Source organism: Protofrankia sp. CiP1_Cm_nod4, from assembly GCF_982290645.1.
Map to the genome: position 1 here is coordinate 6,377 of NZ_CEVIVC010000001.1, position 23,679 is coordinate 30,055.

Below are 23,679 nucleotides of genomic sequence, written 5' to 3' on the forward strand. Positions count from 1 at the left end.
CATCCCAGTCCAGACATCCCAGTCCAGACATCCCAGTTCGGGCGGCACGCTTCAGGCACCCCAGTCCAGGCAGTCCGGTTCAGACAACCCGGTCAGGCGGAGAAAACCGTGTCAGAAGAACCTGCGAACGCGGCCGGGCCCACCGATGCCACGGTGGGCGCCACGCCCATCCGGGTCTTCCTCCTGGATGATCATGAGCTGGTCCGCCGCGGGCTGCGTGATCTTCTTTCTGAGGAGCCCGACATCGAGGTGGTCGGCGAGGCCGATCACGCCGACGGGACGGACCGGGCGATCCTCGCCGCCCGGCCCGATGTCGCGGTGCTGGACGCGCGTCTGCCGGACGGCAGTGGCATCGAGGTGTGCCGGCAGGTCCGCTCCCGCAACCCTGCCGTCGCCTGCCTGATCCTGACCTCGTTCGACGACGAGGAGGCCCTGTTCACCGCGATCATGGCGGGTGCCGCCGGGTACGTCCTCAAGCGGGCCCGCGGTACCGCGCTGGTGGACGCCGTGCGGCGGGTCGCGGCGGGCCGCTCCCTGCTCGACCCCGCGGTGACCCCCCGGGCGCTGCGCCGCGCGGAGCAGGAGCCCGTCCACGACGAGCGGCTCGCCACCCTGACCGAGCAGGAACGCCGCATCCTCGCGCTCATCGCCGAGGGCCTGACCAACCGGCAGATCGCCAACCGCCTGTTCCTGGCGGAGAAGACCGTGAAGAACTACGTCTCCAGCCTGCTGGCCAAACTCGGGCTGGAAAGCCGGACCCAGGCCGCCGTCTTCGCCACCAAGCTCGCCCACTGACAGCGGCTCGTCCGCTGACGAGAGCCCACCGGCAGCGGCTCGTCCGCCGACGAGGGCCTGCCCGCGGAGGATCGTCGCGCGCCGGTGCCCACCGGCCAACGAGCATATAATTACTCTCGGTAGCTACCAGTCGAGCCGTGCCAGGCCGCGTAATGCCGCCGCGGCAGGCACGCCCACCCGGCTGCCGGTGCCCACCGGGGCTGCCGCTGAGGCTGCCCGCCGATACCACCCGCCGAGGCCACTGGCTCCTGAGGCCGTCCGCCGCCGGGGTGTTGCTGGCGGCCGAGGCCGCCTACCGTCGGACGGCGTGCCGTGGCGCCGTCGCGCAGCCGGCCGGATACATCAACAGAAGCACATGGATAAAAATGCTGCGACAATTCGCCGAGTCGACGGCCGCTCCGGAGTCGACCTGGTCCGCGTCGTGGAGGGTGACACCTTGATCAATAAGGTCCTGGTCGCGAATCGCAGTGAGATAGCCATCCGCGTCTTCCGTGCCGGGCACGAGCTGGGCCTGCGCACGGTTGCCGTCTACACGCCCGAGGACGTGGGCTCGCAGCACCGGACAAAGGCCGACGAGTCCTACGAGATCGGCAAGCCCGGCCACCCCGTCCGCGGCTACCTGGACATCGACGCCCTGCTGGCGGTGGCGAAAAGGGTCGGGGCGGACGCCCTGCACCCGGGATACGGCTTCCTGTCCGAGAGCGAGGCGCTGGCGCACGCGTGCGAGCTGGCCGGGGTCACCTTCGTCGGCCCCCCGCCATCGGTGCTGCGGCTGACCGGGGACAAGGTCGCCGCCCGCGAGGCCGCGGTGGCCGCGGGCCTGCCGGTGCTGCGGGCCTCGGCGCCGGTGACCGAGCCGGCCGCCGCGCTGGCCGTCGCCGAGGCCGTGGGCTTCCCACTGTTCGTGAAGGCGTCGGCGGGCGGCGGTGGCCGCGGGCTGCGCCGGGTGAACCGTCCAGAAGATCTTGAAGACGCGGTGACGAGCGCGATCCGGGAGGCGGCGGCGGCCTTCGGGGACGGCACGATCTTCCTCGAACAGGCCCTCGACCGGCCCCGGCACATCGAGGTGCAGGTCCTCGGTGACGCCACCGGCGAGATCGTCCACCTCTACGAGCGGGACTGCTCGGTGCAGCGGCGCCACCAGAAGGTCGTCGAGGTCGCGCCCGCTCCCCTGCTCGACACCGCCGTGCGGGACCGGCTGTGCGCGGACGCGCTGGCGTTCGCCCGGCACGTCGGCTACGTCAACGCCGGCACGGTGGAGTTCCTCGTCGCCGCCGACGGGTCGCACACCTTCATGGAGATGAACCCTCGGATCCAGGTCGAGCACACCGTCACCGAGGAGGTCACCGGCGTCGACCTGGTCGCAGCGCAGCTACGGATCGCCGGCGGCGCCACCCTGGCCGACCTGGGCCTGTCCCAGGAGTCGATCAACATCCGCGGGGCCGCGGTGCAGTGCCGGGTGACCACCGAGGACCCGGCGGACGGCTTCCGCCCGGACACCGGGAAGATCACCAGGTACGAGTCCCCGGGCGGCTCGGGCGTCCGGCTGGACGGGGCGATCTACCAGGGCGTGGAGATCACCCCGTACTTCGACTCACTGCTGGTCAAGGTGACCGCCCGCGGGGCCGACCTGGGGCAGGCCACCGCGCGGGCCCGCCGGGCGCTGGCGGAGTTCCGGGTCCGTGGCGTGCGCACGAACGTGAAGTTCCTGCAGCGGCTGCTGGCCGAGGAGGACTTCCTCGCCGGCCGGGTGACCACGTCGTTCCTGGACGAACGGCCGGGGCTGTTCCTCGGCGACGGCGGCACCGACCGCACCAGCCGGCTGCTCGACCGGCTGGCCGCCAGCAGCGTCAACGGCCACCGGCGGCCGGCCGCCACGCTGATCGACCCGGTGGGCCTGCTGCCGGCCATCCCGGCCAGGGCGGCGCCGGCCGGCTCCCGGCAGCTGCTCGTCGAGGCCGGCCCGCGCCAGTGGGCGGAGCGGCTGCGGGCCGAGACCCGGCTCGCGGTCACCGACACCACTCTGCGTGACGCCCACCAGTCGCTGTTGGCGACCAGGCTGCGCACCACCGACATTCTCGCGATCGCCCCCGCCTACTCCCGGCTCCTGCCCGGCCTGCTGAGCCTGGAGTGCTGGGGCGGGGCCACCTACGACGTGGCGCTGCGCTTCCTCGCGGAGGACCCGTGGGAGCGCCTCGCCGCCATCCGCGAACGGGTCCCCAACGTCTGCCTGCAGATGCTGCTGCGCGGCCGCAACGCCGTCGGCTACACCCCCTACCCGGACGACGTGGTCCAGGCGTTCGTCGCCGAGGCGGCGGCGACCGGCGTCGACATCTTCCGGGTGTTCGACGCGCTGAACGACATCGAGCAGATGCGGCCGGCGATCGACGCGGTCGTCGAGGCCGGCGCGGTCGCCGAGGGCACCCTGTGTTACACCGGCGACCTGGTGGACCCCGCGGAGCGGATCTACACCCTCGACTACTACCTGCGCCTGGCCGAACAGCTCGTGGCCGCCGGCGCGCACGTCCTAGCGATCAAGGACATGGCCGGGCTGCTGCGGCCGGCCGCCGCGCGCGTCCTGGTGGCGGCGCTGCGGGAGAACTTCGACACCCCCGTGCACGTCCACACCCACGACACCGCCGGTGGCCAGCTGGCCACCCTGATCGCGGCGGCCGAGGCCGGCGCGGACGCCGTCGACGCCGCGTCCGCGCCGCTGTCGGGCGGCACCAGCCAGCCGAACCTGTCCGCGCTCGTCGCCGCCACCGACCACACCCCGCGGGCGACCGGGATCAGCCTGGCCGCGCTGTCGGCGATGGAGCCGTACTGGGAGGCGGTCCGTGACCTCTACGCGCCGTTCGAGGCCGGGCTGCGGGCGCCGACGGGTGCGGTCTACCGGCATGAGATCCCCGGCGGGCAGCTGACGAACCTGCGCCAGCAGGCGATCGCCCTCGGGCTGGGCACCAAATGGTCCCAGGTGCAGGAGTGCTACGCCCTGGCCAACGACCTGCTCGGCAAACCCATCAAGGTCACGCCTACCAGCAAGGTCGTCGGGGACCTGGCGCTGTTCATCGCCGGCGGTGACATCGACGTCGCCGTGCTGCGTGAGCATCCCGAACGCTACGACCTGCCGGCCAGCGTGCTGGGCTACCTCGCCGGCGAGCTCGGCACGCCACCGGCCGGCTTCGCCGAGCCCTTCCGCGAGCGCGCGCTCGCCGGGCGGCAGCCGGCCGCGCCCGTGACCGGCCTGGAGCCGCAGGACGCGGCCACCCTGCGGGTGGCCGGAGCGGGCCGGCGCGAGACGCTGTCCCGGCTGCTGTTCCCGGGGCCGTGGAACGACTACACCGCCGCCGTGGCGGCCTACGGCAACGCCGCCACGGTCCCCACCGAGGAGTTCTTCTACGGCCTCACCCCGGGCCGGCCGGTGACCATCACCGTGGAGCCCGGTGTGGAGGTCATCGTCGAGCTCAACGACGTCGGCGAGCCCGACGACGCGGGCATGCGCACCCTGTACCTGCGGGTCAACGGCCAGCCACGGCCGGTGTCGGTGCGGGACGCCTCGATCGCGACGGTGTCCAGGGCGGCCCGGCGCGCCGATCCCGGCGACCCGGCGCAGATTCCCGCGGGGCTGCCCGGGCTGGTCACCTACACGGTTGCCGTCGGTGACCAGGTCCGCAAAGGTGACCGGCTGGCCACCATCGAGGCCATGAAGATGGAGGCCGCCGTCACCAGTCCGCACGCCGGGACCGTCACCGAACTGGTCCGCTCCTCCGGCGTCTCCGTCGAGGTCGGTGACCTCCTGCTCGTGGTGGCCCCCGCGCCGGTCCCCGGCTGAGCAGCTTCTTCAAGATCGCCCTGATTGGTACGACTCCGGGCAGGGTACCGCTAGCACGTGACTGTACCCATAGCACGCTCCGCATGCGCGCAGCGCCCCGGTCAGCGATCCCGAGAACAGGGGCCGCTGGCCGGGGGAAGGACTGTGTGTTTGGTGCGGGAGCATGTAGTTCATCCGGTGATTTTTCTTTGTCGAGCCGGCCGTAGCCAGGCACGGGAGTACCCGAGGAATGGAGTCGTACGCCAGTCAGACAAATATGGAGGTACGCGGGGCCCGGGACGGGAGAATACGGTTCCGCGTACTCGGGCCATTGGAGGTGTACGGGTCTGACGGCACACTGATCGATATTCACCAGCACAAGCCGCGCGTGCTGCTCTCACTGCTGCTCCTCAATGCCGGGACCTGGGTGAGCATCAACCGGATCTGTGCCGTTCTATGGGAGGACGAGCCGCCGAGATCATCGTTCGGAAACATCAAGACCTACGTGTCCCAGTTGCGCCGGGCCCTGCCACCCAACCATGCCGAGCACAGCAGAATCGAAAGCCGGTCAGGCGCGTACCGCATCAACTTGGCACCCGGAGAACTTGATGTGTCGGTCTTCGAGAAGATGGCATATCGTGGCCGGGAAGCATTGCACGGCGGAGCCGACGAGAGCGCCCTCGAGTACTTTCAGGAAGCGCTGGGGCTATGGCGTGGCCAGCCTTTCGATGAATTGCCGGAGGACACCACCCTGGCCGAGGCGGCACGCATGGAGGAGCAGCACTGGGCGGTCCTGGAGGACTTGATCGACGTACACCTTTCCCATGGTCATTATGACGTCGTCCTGCCCACGTTGCGCGCGCTCACCATTGAATATCCCCTGCGGGAGCGCCTGTGGGGCCAGCTCCTGCTCGCGCTGCACAGGTCGGGTCGTCGCGCCGAAGCCCTGTCCGCCTACCAGGCCGTGTACCGGTTGCTGACCAACGAGCTCGGCATAGAGCCAGGTGCGGACCTGCGCCGGCTTCATCAGCAGGTACTGGGCGGCGACCTCGACGTGGGCCAGGACTGACGGCCGGGGAGGAAGGACGCGGTAGACGCCGCGCCACCAACGGATGTACGGGGACTGAACCAAGGCTGAACCTGTCGCCTGCAAGGTGGAAGGTGGCCGGTTGTCCAGCGCGGACAGCAGGCCGGCCCGGATAGAGATCGGTGCGGCCGGTGAGCGGCCGGGCCGCCCGTTCAACATCACAAACTCCGAGGGGGAATTTCGATGAAGGCTCCGTACCAGCCACCGGCTCTTCAACGAATCGGTGCCTTCTCCACGGTGACCGAAGGCTACTACGGCTACCACCGGCGTAACTACTACGGCGGGTACCACGGGTACCGCAGGTTCCGCGGGTTCCGCAGGTTCCGCTACTAGGGGCGCCATCACCGCCGTTCAAGAACGGGCAGGGAAACGGCGGTCGTCCGCTCCTGGCCAACACAGTGCGGAAGTTGGAGACGGCGGGTGGCGACGGCCCGGGCCGGGTGTCACCACCCGCCTTATTCAGTCATACCCACCATTGGGAGGGACGGTTCGACAGGGAATTTCGACAGGGAATGGTGTGGCACCCGGACAGCCGCCGGAGAAAAAATGCTGACGCTACGGGAGAACATCGTCCATACGGAAACCGACTACGGGACCGCGCTCCTGGATGAGCGCAGCGGTCAGTACTGGATGCTCAACCCGACCGGGACACTCGTATTGCGGGTGCTGCTCGACGGTGGTAGCGCCGCCGAGGCCGCCGATTCGGTGGTCAGAAGTTACGACGTGGACGCGGCCACCGCGGACCGGGATGTACAGAGCCTGCTGGACGGGCTCCACACGGCCGGGCTTGTCGCAACCGGCACCGCTTCCCGACCGGACACCGCTTCCTGACCAATGACGCGCTCTGGCGGATCCATCGGGCGCGCGTCGACGGAGCCGCAGAGGAGGCAGAGGAGGTGGCACCGCGATGAGCATGCCGATGTCGTTGGAGCGCCGAGGAGGAAAACTCCCTCTACGGCGACGGCCGCTAGCGATGGCCGCGGTCGCAACCGCCCGGCTGCTCGCCACCCAGCCACCCGGCCGGATCCGCTCCGTCCTGACCTGGTTGCGCCGAGGCGCCACGCCGGCCGGGTATCAGCAGGCGTTGGCCGCACGGGATGCCGTCACCGCGGTGAGCATGGTGTGCCGGGGTGCGCGGGGCTGCGTTCCCCGTTCCGTTGCCACCGCCCTGGTCTGCCGGGCTTCGGGGGTCTGGCCCACCTGGTACGTCGGCGTGCGCAGGGTCGGCCCGTTCGCCGCACACGCCTGGGTGGAGGCGGACGGGGTGATGGTGGGTGAGCACGAGCTGGCCGGCTACTTCCGGCCGCTTATCGCTGTACCTCCGGAAGGTGCCACGGTGTCAGGCGCCACGGTGTCATGAGTGCCATCGGCGAAACGAGTGAGGAGACCGCGGTCGAGCCGCCGCCAACGCCGACGACGCCGGATCGGGACAGCAAGCAGCGGAACCGTGACGCGCTGCGAGTCGGTGGGTTGTGGCGCCTGCTTCGCGGGCACGGCCGGCCGATAGGCATCGCCACCGCGCTGACGGTACTCGGGACCGTCCTCGGGGTCGCGCAGCCGCTGCTGGTGAAGAACGTGATCGACGCCGCGCAGGCCGGCGGCGTTCCCGGCTCGCTCGTCGCACTGCTGTTCGTGCTGTTCGTCGGCCAGGCGTTGGCCGACACCCTCGGGAACTACCTGCTGGAACGCACCGGTCAGGTAATTCTGCTCGGCCTGCGGATCCGGCTGGTCGATCACCTTCTGCGGCTGCGGGTCGGGGTGTATGACAAGCAGCGCATGGGCGACCTGATCTCCCGGGCCAACAGCGACACCATGCTCGTCCGCGAGGCAGTGGCCTACAGCTTCTCCGCGCTCCTCACGAGCGCGGTTGGTGTCATCGGCGCGGTCGCGATGATGATCTGGTTGGACGCGTTGCTGTTCCTGTTCGTGCTGCTCGTGGTCTCGCTGGCCGGGGCGATGGTTCTGGGCGTGCTGGTGCGCATCCGCATTGCCTCGGAACGCGGCCAGGCCAGCGTCGGAAGCATGACCGCGGACCTCGAGCGGGCGCTCGCCGCGATCCGCACCGTTCGAGCCAGCCGCGCCGAAAAGCGCGAGAGCGAGCGCATCGGCGGCCACGCCCGGGACGCCTACCGTGCCGGGGTGCGGATGGCCAAGTTGGAGTCGGTCGTCGCCCCCTCCATGCAGTTGGCCGTCCAGGGCTCGGTTCTGGTGGTGTTGTTGATCGGTGGGGTGCTCGTCGCAAAGGGCTCGACGTCGCTGGGTGATCTCATCGCCTTCCTGCTCTACGCCACCTACCTCGTCATGCCGCTGTCCGAGCTGTTCGAGGAGGCGGGGACGCTTCAACGCGGAATGGGAGGGCTACAGCGCGTCAACGAGGTCTTCACGCTCCCCCGCGAGCCGGACAGCGCCGGCCAGGACGAGAACAGTGCCGGAAGGCCCGGAAGGCCCGGAAGGCCCGGAAAGCAGGGCCCGGTTCAGGCTGCCGGCGGGCTTCAGGTCCGGGCCAACAGCGCATCGGGCAACGGCCGGGCTGCCGGACAGCGGGGTGACACCCCGTCGATCGAGTTCCGCGACGTATGGTTCGGATACACCGACGAACCGGTGCTGCGGGACGTTTCGTTCACAGTGCCGTCTCGCGGCCACATCGCGCTGGTCGGCCGGTCAGGTGCTGGAAAGTCCACCGTTCTCCAGCTCATCGAGCGCTTCTACGAGCCGGACCGCGGGAAGATCCTGTTCGGCGGCCGGGAAGTGGGTGCGATCGACCGCTCCGCGTCCCGCACCTGGGTGAACCTGGTCGAACAGCAGACCCCGGTGTTGCACGGGACGCTCCGTGACAACATCGCCTATGCCGTGCCCGACGCAACCGAGGACGAGCTGCGCTGGGTGGTCGGCACGGCGGGCCTCGCCGAACTGGTCGCGCGGATGCCCAACAAGCTGGACGCCGAGGTCGGTGACCACGGCGTCCAGCTGTCCGGCGGGGAACGTCAACGGGTCGCCATCGCCCGAGCCTTGCTGGCCCGGCCCGCCGTGCTGCTCATGGACGAGCCAACCTCTCAGATGGACTCCCTCAACGAGAGGGCACTTACCCGTGCGATGCGTGAGATTTCAGCCACCAGCGCGCTTCTGGTCATCGCGCACCGGATCTCCACGGTTCGCGCGGCCGACCGGATCATCGTGCTCGACGAGGGAAAGGTGACGGCCACCGGCCGCCACGAGGAGCTGATGCGGGTGAGCCCGCTCTACCGGGAGCTCGCATCCAGCCGGCTGGACGCCGACACGCGGGCCCCGGCCGGGCATCCCATATAGATGGAATGGAGCGATGGGCAGAGCGTCGGTGAACGGGCTGGAAGAGGATGCGGCGGAAGGATCCCGCGGGCCGGTGGCCGTCGGCTCCGGCAGCCGCGGGTACGCCTGACCGCATCGCCCGCGGCCCCGGAAGAAGGGCTGGCCCGTGCCGGCCGTCAGCTCGCGGTGCTCGTCGAGCCCGTGACGCTCGCTCCCCGTCGGCTTACCGAGGCCGACCAGTCGGCGGACGGGACAGGATCGAGGGGAACAGCCGTCGTACCGTTCCACTGGTAACGCACCGTCGCCGCGCCCCCGGTGGAGCAGCACAGCGGGTCATCGGGCCGGTAAAGCTGGTAGGACAGCGCGACGACGTCGCCGGTGGACCACAGCCATTCGACGGCCGCGCTCGGCAACTGGGTGCCGGTGCCGACCAGACGGCCGCGGTGGAAGAGGAACGCCTGCTGGGGATGGCCGTCCACGGCGGCGGTCCACCGTCCGACAATCACGCTGAGGTCGTTGTCCGGGCGGTAGCCGGCCGTCCCGGTGGGGGTGTAGCCGTGCTCCCGGACGACCGCCACGGCGGCCGTCTCGGTTCCGTCAGCCCCGGAAGCGGCCTGGGAGACCGGTGCGGACACGGGCTCGACGGACAGGGACGTCCCCGGCCCGAGTGGCTGCGGCTGTGGCGCCGACGCGGCGAGAACACGCCCGTCACCCCACCCGGTCAGCGCGACCGTGACGGCCACCAGGGTGGCCACAAGACAACGACGAAAGGCCATGACGTCCCCTCTCCCCTGCCCGCTCTCTGCCTTGCCCACGCTCTGTCCTGCCCGTTCCCCGGTCCTGTCCGTTCCCTGTCCTGCCCGCTGCCCGCGTGTCAGGGCCGGCTCCCCGCCGTGACCCGGGCACCCGCTGGCGGGGATACCCGTTTCACACCCGTCTACTCGGCCATTCGTCTTCCGCTGCCTCCGGCCGGCTGTCTCTGGCCGGCCCAGCCGGGACAGCCAATAAATCGACGAAAAGGTAAAACGAATGCCTGGTATCACGACCAGGTGTCGGAAGAACAGCCATCGGAACACAAAAACCACCGGAGCACGGACGAAAGAATACGGACACCTACAACGATGCGGACAGCCGGGGCGGAAAAGGAAACAAACCGGTACGGTACGGCACCCGGGCGCGTCACATGTTATCTGGACTGTCCGCCCTGCTGGTGAGCCACACGCGGCACATGCGCGTTTCCGCTGTCTTCTGCCGGACATGGCCGTCCCGGCCATGAGAGACCGGCCCGGCCACCCCGAGACCGGCCCGGTCGCCCGGGCCAGACCGGTCCGCGCGCGATGCCACGAGCGCGATACCACGGAGGTGGCACCGCATGTAAGCGCCCAGGAGACGCCGCGCGTAGGCGCGCTGCGGGGCCGGAGCGCGCGCGGCGCTACGAGGCGGCCAGGAAACGGTCGAGGACGCGGACGCCGAACCGCAGCGACTCGACCGGCACCCGCTCGTCCACACCGTGGAACATGCCGGCGAAGTCCAGGTCCGGCGGCAGCAGCAGGGGCGAGAAACCGAAGCAGCGGATACCGAGCCGGGAGAACGACTTGGCGTCGGTGCCCCCGGAAAGCATGTAGGGGACCGGGCGGGCAGCCGGATCCTCGGCCTTCAGCGCGCCCGCCATCGCGTCCACGAGCGGACCGTCGAAACCGGTCTCCAGCGCCTGGTCGAACACGACCCAGTCACGCCGGACGGCCGGGCCGATCAGCTCGTCGAGCTGGCGGAGGAACTCCTCCTCCTGGCCGGGCAGGAAACGGCCGTCCACGTGCGCGGTGGCCTCCCCCGGAATGACGTTGACCTTCTCCCCCGCGTCGAGCTGTGTCGGGTTCGCGGTGTTGCGGATGGTCGCCCCGATCATCCGGGCGATCGGGCCGAGCTTGGCGATCGTGGTCTCCAGGTCGTCGGCGTCGATCTCGATACCGAGGGCGTCGCCGATGGAGTCCAGGAACGTCCGGACGGTCGGGGTCAGCACGATCGGGAAGCGGTGCCGGCCGAGCCGCACGACCGCCTCGCACAGTGCCGTGACCGCGTTGTCGTCGCTGACCATCGAGCCGTGCCCGGCCCGGCCGGCGACGGTGAGCTTCATCCAGGCGATGCCCTTCTGGGCCGTCTCGATGAGGTAGAGGCGCAGGTCGTCGGAGACCGTGTAGGAGAAACCGCCCACCTCGCTGATCGCCTCGGTGCAGTCGGCGAACAGGTGCGGGTGGTTGTCGACCAGCCAGCGGGCCCCGAGCCGGCCGCCGGCCTCCTCGTCCGCGACAAAGGCAAGAACAAGGTCGCGTGGTGGCCGCCGGCCGGAACGCAGCAGGTCACGGACGACCGCGAGCGTCATCGCGTCCATGTCCTTCATGTCGACCGCGCCGCGCCCCCACAGGCTGCCGTCGACGATCTCGCCGCTGAACGGGTGGACCCGCCAGTCCGCCGGGTCCGCGGGCACCACGTCGAGATGGCCGTGGATGAGCAGCGGCGGACGGTGCGGATCGGCGCCCTCGACCCGGGCGATGACGCTGGTACGGCCGGGCTCGGACTCCAGGATGGTGGTCTGAAGGCCGACCTCGGCGAGCTTGGCCGCCACGTATTCGGCGGCGGCCCGCTCGTTACCGTCGCCGTTGCCCCGGTTCACCGAGTCGATACGCAGCAGGTCACGACAGATCTCGACGGCTTCGTCCTGCGCGGCCGCGCTCACCGGCGCTGGGCCTGCGGCTGCCGAGCCCGCGGTCTGTGGCCGGGCCGGGGGGATGTCGTCGGACGCGGGGAGATTGCTCGCCATCAGACCAGTCTGCCAGCCCGTCCGGCCCGGGCACCCATCTGCACCCTGTGGAGCTGACCGCGGCGAGTGCGTAGCCATTACGGGTCCGTCGTAGATGGTTTTTGGTTTTTTTGGAGATCAAAAATCGACGAGGACACGTCAACACCGTTGACTACAACGTGACTTACCCGCCGCGAGCAGAGGATCCCGCCCTGGCTACGGCTCGAGGTGGCAGCGCGGGCCCGCGCCCTGCGCGCCGAGGACGTCGTACGGGTTGACCAGCGCGCAGCGGTCTATCGACAGGCAGCCGCAGCCGATGCAGTCGGTGAGATGGTCGCGCAGCTGCTCCAGCCGCCGGATGCGGGCGTCGAGCTCCGCACGCCAGCGGGTGGACGCCCGTGCCCAGTCCTCCCGGGTGGGACTGTGCTCCTCCGGCAGCACGGCGAGGACGTCCCGGATCGTCGCGAGCGGTATGCCGACGCGTTGCGAGGCGCGGATGAAGGCGACCCGGCGCAGGACGTCCCTGCCGTAGCGACGCTGGTTGCCGGGGGTGCGCCGGGCGCGGATGAGGCCCTGCCACTCGTAGAAACGCAGCGCCGAGGTCGATACACCGCTGCGCGCGGCCAGCTCGCCGACCGTGATCTCCCGGACTTTCCGGACCGGCTGTGTCATGCGGACCACGGTAGCTTGACTTAAACCTTTATTGAGCTCTCAGGCTGGTGTCCAGGACGAGATCAACAAGATCGTCGGTCGTGGTGCCGTTGGAAACCGCCGGGAACCGAGGAGGACCTGCCATGCCAGAAGATCAGTTGCGGCTGGCCGTGATCGTGGGCAGTACGCGGGAGGGCCGGTTCGCGCCCGTGGTGGCGAACTGGTTCACCGGTCAGGCCGAACAGCGCGACGACCTGGCGCTCGACGTCGTCGACCTGGCCGAGGCACGGCTGCCCGCCGTGCTCACCAGGCAGCCGCCGCCCGAGGTGGCGGCGCTGGCCCCGCGGCTGGACGCGGCCGACGCGTTCGTCGTGGTGACACCGGAGTACAACCACTCCTATCCCGCCGCCCTGAAGAACGCCATCGACTGGTACTACACACAGTGGCAGGCCAAGCCGGTCGGGCTCGTCTCCTACGGGGGCCTGGCCGGCGGGCTGCGCGCGGTGGAACAGCTTCGCTTGGTATTCGCAGAACTACATGCGGTAACTATTCGCGAAACGGTCAGTTTTCACAACGTGCGGGAGAGGTTCGACGCCGCCGGCCAGCCGAAGGACGCCACCGGCCCGGGCACCGCGGCCAAGACCATGCTCGACCAGCTCGTGTGGTGGGCCCGGGCACTGCGCGACGCCCGGACGGCCCGCCCCTACGGCACCTGATCCCGCTCGGGCCCCGCTCGGACGGCCTCCTCGCCCGTCGTTACCCGGCAGGCGGGGCAGGCCGGGCAGGCCGGCGGAGCCGGCCCAAGCGCCTGCCGCCCATGGCGTCGATCTCCCCGGCTCAGCCGCCCGCCGGCCGGCTCCCCCACTCCCCCGCTCCCTTCCCACCGCCTCATCCCGGGACCTGCGGAATTACCGCGCGGGAGCGCATCGGGATCATTATAAGAATTCATCTTCATGATGATCGTTGCTGCTCGCCGGAGCCTGTCGTTCATCGCTCCGAAATGTAAATTTTGCAGGCGTTGGGCTGCCGCGACGTCCATCTCCGCACGTACCACGGCGGCGGCTGGCACACTGTGTCCCACCCTCTGGAGACAAGGCGAGGATGATGACACACTCGTGCCGGTCGCCCATCCGCCGGACTCGTTTTCCGGCGGCTCGCGGTGTTCGCGTTCGCTTTCGTCCCGGCGTGGCGGGTGGCCGGGGCCGCGTCACGACGCTCACAGTCATCTCGGTGGCTGTGATCCTGCTCGCTCAGGCCACACCGGCCCAGGCCGCGGACTCCACCCAGTACGGCCGTGACTCCTCCCGCGGCCTCGGCGTCGCCGTTCCGTTCAGCGGTTTCACCGACCGTAACGGACAGGCGGTCCCCATCTCGGGCGCGGTCGGGGTCGACCTGGTCCTCGGCTCGACCGCGCAGCCGTACCTGCCATGCCAGAACTACAATCCGCAGACCGGCACCGGCGACACCTTCATAAACGCCTGTGAGGTACGCGGTAGTTACACCACCTACACGCGCTTCGCAACCGGCCAGGGTATTCTTTTTCCGCACGGATACTTCATGCCCGACGTCCAGCCGGACTACGTCAATGGTGGTTCGCTGCGCACCGACTGGGGCGCCCGAACCGCCGGGCTCTCGCTGGAGTTCTACCCGGACGTCGCGCTCGACCAGGAATACGTCCACTCCCGTTTCTACGTGGACTATTTCAACTACCGGGCGAACGGCTGGACCTACTCCTACCACGTGGGAACGATCAAACTCGTGACTCTCGCGGATCCGGGCACCACCCGGATCATCGGCACCGTGACCCGCAACGGGGCGGCCCCGGCCGCGAAAGAGATCAAGTTCACCATCTTCGGCGGTGACGCCCGCTCCTCCGCCGACTACCCGATCTCCTCCTTCGCGGTCACCTACAGCAACGGCACGGACTGGACCAGCGGGGCGATGTACGCCGGGGCGCAGCGGGTCACCGTCGACGACACGGCAACCGGCCACCAGTGCGTCTACGATCTGCCGCGCATCAGCGGCCCGGACAACCGGCTGGACTTCGACGTGGCCCGCCCCGGTTTCGGCCGCGGCGGCGGGCACTGCAACTTCTAGGGCGCCGCGGCTCCCCAGGACACCGTGGCTTCCGGCAAGGTACCTGTTCCGACAGGGCGCTCGGCTTCCACTAGGTTGAGTCCCCTGGTACGGACCACGCCCGCGGTCGAGGACCGCTGATCGGCTGTTCGACGGTTGTCATGATCGCCGAACAGCCGATGCCGGTGCCGGTGCGCCTGTCGGCTCCTGTCGACGGGCACGGGTGTGGCCCACAGCTGTTCCGCTGACACAGGAGGCTGACACGCAGCGCAGTCATGGCACCGGCACGGAGCCATCCTCTCCCTCTCTCCCTCTCCCTCCCCCGCCCACGGGACCGGCGATCCGGTCGACGGACGGGGCCGCGAGCGGGCCCGCGACGGGACGGGTACGTAAGTGGCTGCCGCTGCTGACGGTCTGTCTCGGCACCTTCATGCTGCTGGTCGACGTGACGATCGTGAACGTCGCCCTGCCGGGCATGGTGGTCGACCTCGACGCGTCGTTCGCCGCGTTGCAGTGGGTCGTCGACGCCTACGCGCTCGCGCTGGCCGCGCTCGTCCTCGGCACCGGCTCCATCGCGGACCTCGTCGGCCACCGCCGGGCCTACGTCGTCGGGCTCGCGGTGTTCGCGGCGTCGTCGTTCGCGTGCGGCATCGCGCCGAGCCCCGCGGCGCTCATCGCGGCACGCGCCGTACAGGGCGTCGGCGCCGCGGCCATGTTCGCGACGACGTTCGCGCTGCTCAACAGCTCCTACACCGGACGCGACCGCGGCAGCGCCTACGGCCTGTGGGGTGCGGTGTCGGGCGCGTCCGCCGCCATCGGCCCGATCATCGGCGGGCTGCTCACCGAGGGCGTGTCCTGGCGGTGGATCTTCTTCGTCAACCTGCCGGTCAGCGTCATCGCCATCGTGCTGTGCGTGTTCGTGCTCACAGACGCGCACGAGCCCGCCCACAGCAGGGTGGACGTCCCCGGCATGGTCACGTTCACCGCGGCGGCGGCGGGCACGACGTACGCGATCATCCGTGCGAGCGAGGAGGGCTGGTCCAACGCGCTCACCTGGTGGCTGCTCGCGCTGGCGGCGGTGCTGCTCGCCCTCTTCGCCGGCATCGAGTCGCGGTCGCCGCACGCCATGCTGGACCTCGCGCTGCTGCGTGACCGCGCGTTCGTCGGGGTGCTCGTCACGGGCGTCCTGCTGACGTTCGCCGCCTTCTCCGCGTTCGCCTACACCTCGATCTGGCTGCAGTCCGTGGTCGGTCTCAGCCCCATCGAGGCCGGGCTGACCGGTGTGCCGCTGTCGGTCATGGCGTTCATGGTCTCGGCGTCGACCGGCCGCCTCCTGCACGGCGTACGGCCCGACCGGATCCTCGGCGGCGGCCTGCTGGTCGTCGGCCTCGGCGACGCGCTCGCCGCCGGGCTCGTCCACGGCTCGGCGAGCTGGCCGGCGCTCATACCCGGTTTCGTGGTGATCGGCATCGGGGTGGGGATCGTGACGCCCGCGCTCGGCTCGGTCTCGATGGCGCTCGTGCCCGTGCGGCGCGGTGGCATGGCCGCCGGCGCGGTCAACACCGCGCGGCAGCTCGGTTTCGCCTTCGGTATCGCCGTCCTGGGCAGCGTGTTCGCCGCCCGCGCGCAGCGCAGCCTGTCCGGGCGCGGCGTCGAGGACGCGGCCCGCACGGCCCGCGCGGTCGCCGGCGGCCAGACGGCGTCGCTGCTGCACACGGCCCCGCCGAGCACCCGGCACGCCCTCGACACCGCCGTGCACGCCTCGGCGGTGACCGGTGTCCAGGGGGCGTTCGCGGTGGCCGCCGCGGCCGGCCTGCTCGCCGGCGTCCTCGTCCTCGTCCTGATGCGCCCCACCCGTCCGGCATCATGATCTGAATATTGATGATCCTAATGTTGTGACCATCGGAACCAGAAGATCAAATCGCGGGCCGGTGCCGTCAACGGCGTTGACTATCAAGGGGCGCGCCCGGCCATCCGACCGGGATCGATAGCCGCGGGGACTGCGCATGTTCGCCGAGGGCACCGCGGCGGCGGCGGACGCAGCGGCCGGGTGGCGGGCTGCCATACGCCTCGCGCTCATCCAAGATGCTCTCATTCATGAGCGTATCTTGGATGAGCGTCTACCGAGGGGATGTGTGTGACCGGGTTCATCGGGCGTGATCGAGAGCTCGCGGCGCTGGGCCGGATACTGCAACGGGTCGAATCCGGGGGGCGGGCCGGTCGTCCGGGCCGGGCGGTTCTGATGCGGGGACGACGCCGCGTCGGGAAGTCACGGCTTGCCGAGGAGTTCGTCGCGCGCGCGGGGGTCCCGTACGTGTTCTTCACCGCCTCCGCCCAGCCCGACACCGCGACGGATCTGCGGCTGTTCACCGAAGCGGTCCGCGGCTCCACCCTGCCGCGCGCGGACACCTTTCACGATCAACAGCCCCGGTCCTGGGACGCGGCACTGCACCTGCTCGCCGACGCGCTCCCGACGGACCGGGTATGCGTCGTGATTCTTGACGAAATGCCATATTTGATCACTAATGACGCGGGTTTTGAAGGCACGCTGCAGAAGCTGTTCGACCGCGAACTGTCCCACCGGCCGGTGCTGCTGCTGTGCATCGGCTCGGACCTGGCGATGATGGAGGCGCTGAACAGCTACGGCCGGCCGTTCCACCAGCGCGCCACCGAGATGGTGATCCCGCCGCTCAACCCGGCCGATGTCGCCGACATGCTCGGTCTCCCGCCCGCCGACGCCTTCGACGCCTATCTGATCACCGGCGGGCTGCCGCTGATCCTGGACGAGTGGCCGGCCGGCGTCCCGGTCGACGGCTATCTGAGCGAGGCTCTCGCGGATCCGACCTCGGCGCTGCTGGTGAGTGCCGAGCGGGCGCTCGCCGCCGAATTCCCGGTCGAGGCGCAGGCCCGCGACATTCTCGGCGCGATCGGCTCCGGCGAACGGACCTATTCACTGATCGGACGGGCCGCGGGTGGGATCCCGGCCGGCTCGCTGAGCCGGGCGCTTCGGTTGCTGACCACGAAACGCCTGGTCGAGGCCATGGTCCCGCTGTCGACCCAGCCATCCCGAGAAACCCGGTATGTGGTCGCCGACCCGTATCTGCGATTCTGGCTGACCTTTCTCGGCCCCAATCTCGCCGAGATCGAACGTGGTCGTGGCGACCTGGTCCGTGCCAGGATCGCGTCGTCCTGGAGCACCTGGCGCGGCCGCGCGATCGAGCCGGTTATCAGGGAGTCGCTGCGGCGTCTGCCTCCCGGGCCGCTGCCGGACGGGACGAACGTCATCGGCGGCTACTGGACCCGGACCAACAACCCCGAGATCGACATCGTCGGCGCGGACCGGGCACCGGTCGCCAGGCGCGTCACCCTGGTCGGCTCCATCAAGTGGCTGAACAACCGCGCGTTCGACCCGCACGATCTGGCCCAGCTCGTCGCCCATCGCTCCCGGCTGCCCGGCGCCGACGACTCGACCCCGCTGCTCGCGGTGACCCGCGCCGCGACGACGATGGACGGGATTCTCACTCTCGGCCCCGAGGATCTGCTCGCGGCGTGGCGTCCCTGATACACGGAGTAAAAAACCGGCGGGATGCCGTCAACATCGTTGACTATCTTGTCCTCGGCGCGACACGGCCGCCACGCCTTTACCGATACCCCCTATGGGTATAGAGTCGCTACCGCTGTAGATACCCCTGGAGGGTATGAGTGGGTGGAGGTGCGGATGAGCGCGGGCCACGGCTACATCGGGGACAAGGACGACTACCTCAAGCGGCTGCGGCGCATCGAGGGCCAGATCCGCGGCCTGCAACGGATGGTCGAGCAGGAGGAGTACTGCATCGACATCCTGACGCAGGTCTCGGCGGCGACGAAAGCGCTACGCTCGGTCGCGCTCGGTCTGCTCGACGCGCACATGGCGCACTGCCTCGTGCAGGCGGCGGCAGCCGGCGGCGAGGAGGCCGACCAGAAGGTACGGGAGGCCTCGGACGCGATCGCCCGCCTGCTCCGCTCCTGAGCGCCCACAACAACACGACGACACCCAACGACATGATCACGCTTCCACCGCGCCCGGCGCTCGTCCCCGCGTCCGGCAAACCCCGGGCGTGGACGGCGAAAGGCGGCACGGGCCACGGAAGGGACGTGGCTGTGCACCACCGACGACGCCAGGCGCACCCCGCAGTCGATCATGCCTTCCGGAAGGACCAACTGTGACCACGACCACCTACACCGTTGTCGGCATGAACTGCTCGCACTGTGTCGGCGCGGTGAGTACCGAGATCGGCCGGATCCCGGGCGTCAGCGACGTCCGGGTGGACCTGGACAGCGGCGCGGTAACGGTGATCAGCGAACAGCCGCTGGCGGAGACCACTGTCCGGGCCGCCGTGGACGATGCCGGCTACGAACTCGCCAGCCCCAACGCCAGCGCCAGCGCCAGCCGCCAGTAGAGCCGATCGGCGGCAGGGCCGGCCGGCCAGGAAGAAGCCGGCCGGCGAGAACCAGCCGGCGAGAACCAGCGGCATCGGCCGGCAGCATCGAGGCGGGCACGCCACAGCACCGAGGCACCTCGGCAGGGCGCGCCGGCCGAGCGGGAACGGAGGAACGAGCGCGATGAGCGTGACCGCGGATGCCGTGCCGCCCTCGGGCGTCCACGAGATCGATCTGTCGATCAGCGGGATGACCTGCGCGTCCTGCGCGGCGCGCATCGAGAAGCGGCTCAACCGGCTCGAGGGTGTGACCGCCACCGTCAACTACGCCACCGAGCGCGCGCACGTCGTCTACCCGGACCGGCTCACCCCGGCCGACCTGGTCACCGAGGTACAGCGGATCGGCTACCGCGCCCAGCCACCACGGGCGGCACAGGCGATGCGCCTCCTCCCGGCGCCTCCGGCCGGGGGCGGCGGGCCGGGCCGTCCGCCGCGAACCGTCCGGCCGGACGAGGCGCGGCGGGCCGCGGGCCAGGAACAGGAAGGAGAAGGAGGCGCGGAAGCGGGCCGGGCCGCCGCGGCGGCGGACCCCGCGACGGAGCGGGGGAGGCGCGTCGGCCCGCGGCGGCTACGACTGATCGTCTCCGGTGTGCTGAGCCTGCCGGTGCTGCTGCTCGCCATGGTGCCGGCGTTGCAGTTCGACAACTGGCAGTGGCTGTCGCTGGCGCTGGCGGCCCCGGTCGTGCTGTGGGGCGGCCTGCCGTTCCACCGGGCGGCGTGGGCGAACCTGCGCCACGGCGCGGCGACCATGGACACACTGGTCTCCATCGGCACGCTCGCGGCGTTCGGCTGGTCGCTGTACGCCCTGTTCTTCGGTCACGTGGGGACGCAGGGCATGACTGGCATGGTCATGCCCGCCGCGTCAGCCGCCGACCGGGGCGGCGGCGCGGACAGCGTCTACCTCGAGGTCGCCGCCGTGGTGACGACGCTCATCCTCACCGGCCGCTCCTTCGAGGCACGCGCCAAGCGGCGGGCCGGCGCCGCGCTGCGGGCACTGCTCGAGCTCGGCGCCAGGGACGTGACGGTCCTGCGCGACGGTCAGGAGCGGCGGATCGGCGTGGAGCAGCTGGCCGTGGGCGACCGCTTCGTGGTGCGCCCAGGCGAGAAGATCGCCACCGACGGGGTCGTGGAGCAGGGCCGTTGCGCGGTGGACGCGAGCATGCTCACCGGTGAGTCGGTGCCGGTCGAGGCCGGCGTGGGTGACGCGGTCACCGGCGCCACCGTGAACACCGACGGCCGGCTGGTGGTCCGGGCGACGCGGGTGGGCGCGGACACCCAGCTCGCGCGGATCGCGAAACTGGTCGTCGAGGCGCAGAGCGGGAAGGCCGCGGTCCAGCGGCTCGCCGACCGGGTGTCGGCCGTGTTCGTCCCGGTCGTGATCGGCCTCGCGGCCGTCACCCTCGCGGTGTGGCTCGCGCTCGGCGAGGGGCCGACGGCGGCGTTCACGGCCGCGGTGGCCGTGCTGATCGTCGCCTGCCCGTGCGCGCTCGGCCTGGCGACCCCCACCGCACTGCTCGTCGGCAGCGGCCGTGGCGCCCAGCTCGGCATCCTGATCAAAGGGCCGGAGGTGCTGGAATCGACCCGGCGGGTGGACACCGTCGTCCTGGACAAGACCGGGACACTGACCACCGGGCGGATGAGCCTGCTGACGGTCGTCACATCCGACGCCACCGGCACCGGCACCGGCAGTGGCACCGGCAGTGGCACCGGCGGTGGTACCGGCGGCGCGGGCGCCGGCGTCGACGAGGTGCTGCGGCTGGTTGGCGCGGTCGAGGCGGCCAGCGGGCACCCGATCGCGCGGGCGATCGCCCACGGCGCGCGGGAACGGCTCGGCGAGCTGCCGGACGTCGAGGACTTCACCAGCATCGACGGGTTCGGCGTGCGGGGGACGGTGGACGGCCAGAAGATCGTCACTGGTCGTCGTCGCCTGCTCGACGAGTGGTCGATGCGCATCCCCGACGATCTCGAACAGGCGGCCCGGGCCGCCGAACGGGACGGCCGCACGCCGGTGTTCGCCGGCTGGGACGGTGCCGCCCGCGCGGTGCTCGTCGTCGCCGACACGCTCCGGCCCGGCAGCGCGGACGCGGTCCGCCGGCTGCGCGGCCTCGGCCTGGCACCGGTCCTGCTCACCGGCGACAACGCCCGGGCCGCCCACGCGGTTGCCGCGCAGGCCGGCATCGACGAGGTGATCGCCGAGGCACTGCCCACGGACAAGGTCGACGTCGTCGCCCGGCTGCAGGCGCGGGGCCGGGTCGTCGCGATGATCGGGGACGGGGTCAACGACGCCGCCGCGCTCGCCCGCGCCGATCTGGGCCTGGCCGTGGGGACCGGGACGGACGCCGCGATCGAGGCAGCCGACATCACCCTCGTCCGCGGGGATCTCGGCGCGGCCGTGGACGCCGTCCGGCTGTCCCGGCGCACCCTGGCCACCATCAAGGGCAACCTGTTCTGGGCCTTCGCCTACAACGTCGTCGCCCTTCCACTGGCCGCCGCCGGCCTGCTCAACCCCATGATCGCCGGCGCGGCCATGGTGCTGAGCTCCGTGTTCGTCGTCTCCAGCTCGCTGCGGCTGCGCCGCTTCCGCCCCACCGGCCGCGACGCCGCCTCGCCCGCGTGAGGCGGTGATACCACCGAGACACCGCCAGCGTGAAGAAATGATCACAATCTGACGTGGAAGGCCGTTCGCGGCAGCTGTCGAGCCGTGTCAGGCTGGGAGAAGCCGAGCCGGACGGACCAACCAGGCGACACGGTCCGAAGGACCAACCAGGCGACACGGTGATGTCCGCTGTGTACCGCTGGTGGCCCGGGGCCCGCTGACGAGCTCTCCGCAGGATCCGCCGAGGCGAGATCTGTTGAGAAAGGTGGCGACCGGTCATGACCCGTACCAAGCGATGGACGGTCGACGTGTTCCTGATCGAGGACGACGGCCACACCCGCGCGGAGGCGGCCCTGCACACGGGGCCGCGTGCGGACGCCGGACGCGGGCTGCGGGGTGTCGGGCACGCGCGGCGGCATCCCGCCGACACCGAGATTCCCGAAATCGGCGACGAGGTCGCGGTCTCCCGCGCACTGTCCGAGCTGGCGTATCAGCTGCTCGACGCCGCGGCCGGCGACATCGAGGCGGTCACCCACCAGACGGCCCGCCTGCGCATGCCGCAGCACCACCAGGGCATCCGCCCCTGACGGCGGCCGAGCCGCGGCCCCGCGGTCAATCCCCGTCCGGCCGCGAGGCCGCCCTGAAGATCAAATCGTTGCGGCAATGCCGTCAACAGCGTTGACCACAGCGATGCGGCAGTAGTTCAACGCATCAGATCACGGGAACGAGGGACAGCCGGCCGCTCCGGCAGCCGTATGCCTACTCGTTCTCATGACCGGGCGCTGGGACGGGGCCGCTGGGCGGGGAGACGACGCGGCCCCCGGTCCGTGATCGACCGGGGGCCGCGAACGGGCCGCGAACGGGGAAGAGCCGTGAACGAGGACTGTCGTTACGGCTTCACGGCCAGGTCGGAGACCGCGGTCCCGGCCGGGAACTGCCCGATCAGGCTGACGTGCCCGGTGAGCAGGTTGACCGAGTAGAGGCCGTACTGACCGGCGACCGACAGCGCCGCGAACCCGGCGGCGTCGACGGAGGTGCCCCCGGAGACCGTGCTGTAGATGTCGAGACCGGCGTTGAGAGCCGGGTCCACGCCGAGTGCGCCGACCGTGGTGAGGGTGCCACTGTTCGGCGGCGCCTGGATCGCCAGCTGGTTGAGGTTGGTGTCGATGGTGAACAGCGTGGTGCCGGTCGCCGGGTCGCTGTCGTTGTTGGTGTAGGCGACGGCGGTGGCACCGAGGGCGGACAACGGGGTGTCCGTGGTCGTCACATGGGTGACGACATCGTGGTGCAGGTTCAGCCCCGAGTCACTGACGACGCGCAGCAGGCCGTCGACAGGGTCGAAGTCGACGCCGAAGGAGGTGAAACCGGACGGCGGGCCACCCAGGTGGGACACTCCGGTGGCCACTCCGGTGGTGGTGTTCAGCGTGTAGACGCCGCCACCGTTGCCCACGCCGTAGAGCAGCCCGTCCTGGGGCCGGTAGTCGATCCCGATGAGCGAGGTGTCCTGGCCGATGAGCCCGGTGACGGGCACCCCCGCCCCCGCGCGCTGCGGGGACCGGGTGGAGAACGGGACCAGCCTGCCGCCATCGCTGGTCAGGCCGACCGCCTGCAGGTTGGGCGTCCTGCCGTCCGTCCCGGCCGGGCTGGCGGCGGTGGCCTGCCCGGCCAGCAGCGGCACGGTCCCCAGGGTGCCTGCCAACACGGCGGTGGCGAAGGCCGCTTTCAGCTTTCTACGCACAGTTGCTCCTTGGCTAGCTCATGCACCGGCAGCTCGCGTACCGGCGCGGCGCTGCGGGACACGTCGCCTCAACAGCGACGAGATGGCCAGACGACGACTTTCCGTAGCTGACTGGCCACGACATGAAGTAGACACGTAGAGCAACCACAAGTCAACTATCTGCCAACAAGGACGCTACAAACGGCGACTTCGCCCGGAGCGGGGCAACAGGCACAGCGGCACACGACCACACAGCGACACAGCGACACAGCGACACAGCGACACACGACGGCACAGCGGCCACGCCGTTCCAGACGGCAGCGACGGCTACACCGGCCGTGGCTCGACGCTGGCCCTGCCGCCCGGCCGGGACGCACCGCACGACA

General features: G+C 70.4%; 19 protein-coding genes. 15 read left to right on the forward strand and 4 right to left on the reverse strand.

Annotation, left to right across the window (positions count from 1 at the left end; genetic code table 11):
- Positions 1–108 precede the first annotated feature (108 nt).
- The 7 genes from AC5LSR_RS00035 (at position 109) to AC5LSR_RS00065 (ending at position 8,999) form a co-directional block, all read left to right on the forward strand.
- Positions 109–795: a response regulator gene (locus AC5LSR_RS00035; RefSeq protein ID WP_445548383.1), complete on the forward strand. Its 687-nt coding sequence runs from the start codon at positions 109–111 to the stop codon at positions 793–795.
- Positions 796–1,234: 439 nt separating this feature from the next.
- A complete protein-coding gene (locus tag AC5LSR_RS00040) occupies positions 1,235–4,627 on the forward strand; it encodes a pyruvate carboxylase (protein ID WP_250291323.1) in 3,393 nt (1,130 codons plus the stop codon).
- Between the two features lie 316 nt (positions 4,628–4,943).
- On the forward strand, positions 4,944–5,675 hold the full coding sequence (locus tag AC5LSR_RS00045; RefSeq protein WP_250280457.1) for an AfsR/SARP family transcriptional regulator: 732 nt from the start codon (positions 4,944–4,946) through the stop codon (positions 5,673–5,675).
- A 201-nt stretch (positions 5,676–5,876) separates the two neighbouring features.
- A complete protein-coding gene (locus AC5LSR_RS00050; RefSeq protein ID WP_250280462.1) occupies positions 5,877–6,026 on the forward strand; it encodes a lasso RiPP family leader peptide-containing protein in 150 nt (49 codons plus the stop codon).
- Positions 6,027–6,239: 213 nt separating this feature from the next.
- Positions 6,240–6,524 (forward strand): lasso peptide biosynthesis PqqD family chaperone, encoded by a 285-nt coding sequence (locus tag AC5LSR_RS00055; RefSeq protein ID WP_250280464.1) that lies wholly within the window; start codon positions 6,240–6,242, stop codon positions 6,522–6,524.
- A gap of 142 nt (positions 6,525–6,666) precedes the next feature.
- Positions 6,667–7,053 (forward strand): lasso peptide biosynthesis B2 protein, encoded by a 387-nt coding sequence (locus tag AC5LSR_RS00060; protein WP_445548594.1) that lies wholly within the window; start codon positions 6,667–6,669, stop codon positions 7,051–7,053.
- A complete protein-coding gene (locus AC5LSR_RS00065; protein ID WP_493468039.1) occupies positions 7,050–8,999 on the forward strand; it encodes an ABC transporter ATP-binding protein in 1,950 nt (649 codons plus the stop codon). The genes AC5LSR_RS00060 and AC5LSR_RS00065 overlap by 4 nt, the downstream gene beginning before the upstream one ends.
- Positions 9,000–9,154: 155 nt before the next feature.
- Here AC5LSR_RS00065 and AC5LSR_RS00070 read toward each other — a convergent pair whose 3' ends face one another.
- The 3 genes from AC5LSR_RS00070 to soxR all read right to left on the reverse strand — a co-directional run bounded on the left by AC5LSR_RS00070 (position 9,155) and on the right by soxR (position 12,447).
- Positions 9,155–9,754 carry an LppP/LprE family lipoprotein gene (locus tag AC5LSR_RS00070; RefSeq protein ID WP_250291317.1) on the reverse strand — a complete coding sequence of 200 codons (600 nt, stop codon included), beginning with the start codon at positions 9,752–9,754 and terminating at the stop codon, positions 9,155–9,157.
- A gap of 656 nt (positions 9,755–10,410) precedes the next feature.
- Positions 10,411–11,796: a M20/M25/M40 family metallo-hydrolase gene (locus AC5LSR_RS00075; protein ID WP_250280472.1), complete on the reverse strand. Its 1,386-nt coding sequence runs from the start codon at positions 11,794–11,796 to the stop codon at positions 10,411–10,413.
- A 195-nt stretch (positions 11,797–11,991) separates the two neighbouring features.
- Complete coding sequence (gene soxR / locus AC5LSR_RS00080; protein WP_250280474.1) at positions 11,992–12,447, reverse strand: redox-sensitive transcriptional activator SoxR; 456 nt, start codon at positions 12,445–12,447, stop codon at positions 11,992–11,994.
- Between the two features lie 122 nt (positions 12,448–12,569).
- Here soxR and AC5LSR_RS00085 point away from each other — a divergent pair, with 122 nt between their 5' ends.
- The 8 genes from AC5LSR_RS00085 (at position 12,570) to AC5LSR_RS00120 (ending at position 22,163) form a co-directional block, all read left to right on the forward strand.
- Positions 12,570–13,142: an NADPH-dependent FMN reductase gene (locus tag AC5LSR_RS00085; RefSeq protein WP_250280476.1), complete on the forward strand. Its 573-nt coding sequence runs from the start codon at positions 12,570–12,572 to the stop codon at positions 13,140–13,142.
- A 514-nt stretch (positions 13,143–13,656) separates the two neighbouring features.
- A complete protein-coding gene (locus tag AC5LSR_RS00090; RefSeq protein WP_250280478.1) occupies positions 13,657–14,523 on the forward strand; it encodes a hypothetical protein in 867 nt (288 codons plus the stop codon).
- A gap of 202 nt (positions 14,524–14,725) precedes the next feature.
- Positions 14,726–16,372, forward strand: coding sequence for an MFS transporter (locus AC5LSR_RS00095; RefSeq protein WP_493464317.1), 1,647 nt, complete (start codon positions 14,726–14,728; stop codon positions 16,370–16,372).
- A 267-nt stretch (positions 16,373–16,639) separates the two neighbouring features.
- The gene (locus AC5LSR_RS00100; RefSeq protein WP_250280481.1) at positions 16,640–18,064 is read left to right on the forward strand and encodes an ATP-binding protein; all 1,425 of its coding nucleotides are present in this window, start codon (positions 16,640–16,642) and stop codon (positions 18,062–18,064) included.
- 156 nt (positions 18,065–18,220) lie between these two features.
- Positions 18,221–18,511 (forward strand): metal-sensitive transcriptional regulator, encoded by a 291-nt coding sequence (locus tag AC5LSR_RS00105; protein ID WP_250280484.1) that lies wholly within the window; start codon positions 18,221–18,223, stop codon positions 18,509–18,511.
- Between the two features lie 193 nt (positions 18,512–18,704).
- Entirely contained in the window at positions 18,705–18,941 is a 237-nt protein-coding gene (locus AC5LSR_RS00110; protein ID WP_250280485.1) for a heavy-metal-associated domain-containing protein, read from the forward strand.
- Between the two features lie 163 nt (positions 18,942–19,104).
- Positions 19,105–21,597 carry a heavy metal translocating P-type ATPase gene (locus AC5LSR_RS00115; protein WP_250280488.1) on the forward strand — a complete coding sequence of 831 codons (2,493 nt, stop codon included), beginning with the start codon at positions 19,105–19,107 and terminating at the stop codon, positions 21,595–21,597.
- A 257-nt stretch (positions 21,598–21,854) separates the two neighbouring features.
- Entirely contained in the window at positions 21,855–22,163 is a 309-nt protein-coding gene (locus tag AC5LSR_RS00120) for a DUF1876 domain-containing protein (protein ID WP_250280490.1), read from the forward strand.
- Positions 22,164–22,465: 302 nt separating this feature from the next.
- Here AC5LSR_RS00120 and AC5LSR_RS00125 read toward each other — a convergent pair whose 3' ends face one another.
- A complete protein-coding gene (locus tag AC5LSR_RS00125) occupies positions 22,466–23,314 on the reverse strand; it encodes a DUF4394 domain-containing protein (protein WP_250280493.1) in 849 nt (282 codons plus the stop codon).
- Positions 23,315–23,679: the final 365 nt, after the last annotated feature.

Excerpts from the sequence above, each read along its gene's own strand:
- AC5LSR_RS00055 (WP_250280464.1), top strand. The coding sequence starts at position 6,240 with ATGCTGACGCTACGGGAGAACATCGTCCATACGGAAACCGACTACGGG.
- AC5LSR_RS00085 (WP_250280476.1), top strand. The coding sequence starts at position 12,570 with ATGCCAGAAGATCAGTTGCGGCTGGCCGTGATCGTGGGCAGTACGCGG.
- soxR (WP_250280474.1), bottom strand. The coding sequence starts at position 12,447 with ATGACACAGCCGGTCCGGAAAGTCCGGGAGATCACGGTCGGCGAGCTG.
- AC5LSR_RS00050 (WP_250280462.1), top strand. The coding sequence starts at position 5,877 with ATGAAGGCTCCGTACCAGCCACCGGCTCTTCAACGAATCGGTGCCTTC.
- AC5LSR_RS00065 (WP_493468039.1), top strand. The coding sequence starts at position 7,050 with ATGAGTGCCATCGGCGAAACGAGTGAGGAGACCGCGGTCGAGCCGCCG.
- AC5LSR_RS00115 (WP_250280488.1), top strand. The coding sequence starts at position 19,105 with ATGAGCGTGACCGCGGATGCCGTGCCGCCCTCGGGCGTCCACGAGATC.
- AC5LSR_RS00105 (WP_250280484.1), top strand. The coding sequence starts at position 18,221 with ATGAGCGCGGGCCACGGCTACATCGGGGACAAGGACGACTACCTCAAG.
- AC5LSR_RS00060 (WP_445548594.1), top strand. The coding sequence starts at position 6,667 with ATGGCCGCGGTCGCAACCGCCCGGCTGCTCGCCACCCAGCCACCCGGC.
- AC5LSR_RS00120 (WP_250280490.1), top strand. The coding sequence starts at position 21,855 with ATGACCCGTACCAAGCGATGGACGGTCGACGTGTTCCTGATCGAGGAC.
- AC5LSR_RS00075 (WP_250280472.1), bottom strand. The coding sequence starts at position 11,796 with ATGGCGAGCAATCTCCCCGCGTCCGACGACATCCCCCCGGCCCGGCCA.
- AC5LSR_RS00070 (WP_250291317.1), bottom strand. The coding sequence starts at position 9,754 with ATGGCCTTTCGTCGTTGTCTTGTGGCCACCCTGGTGGCCGTCACGGTC.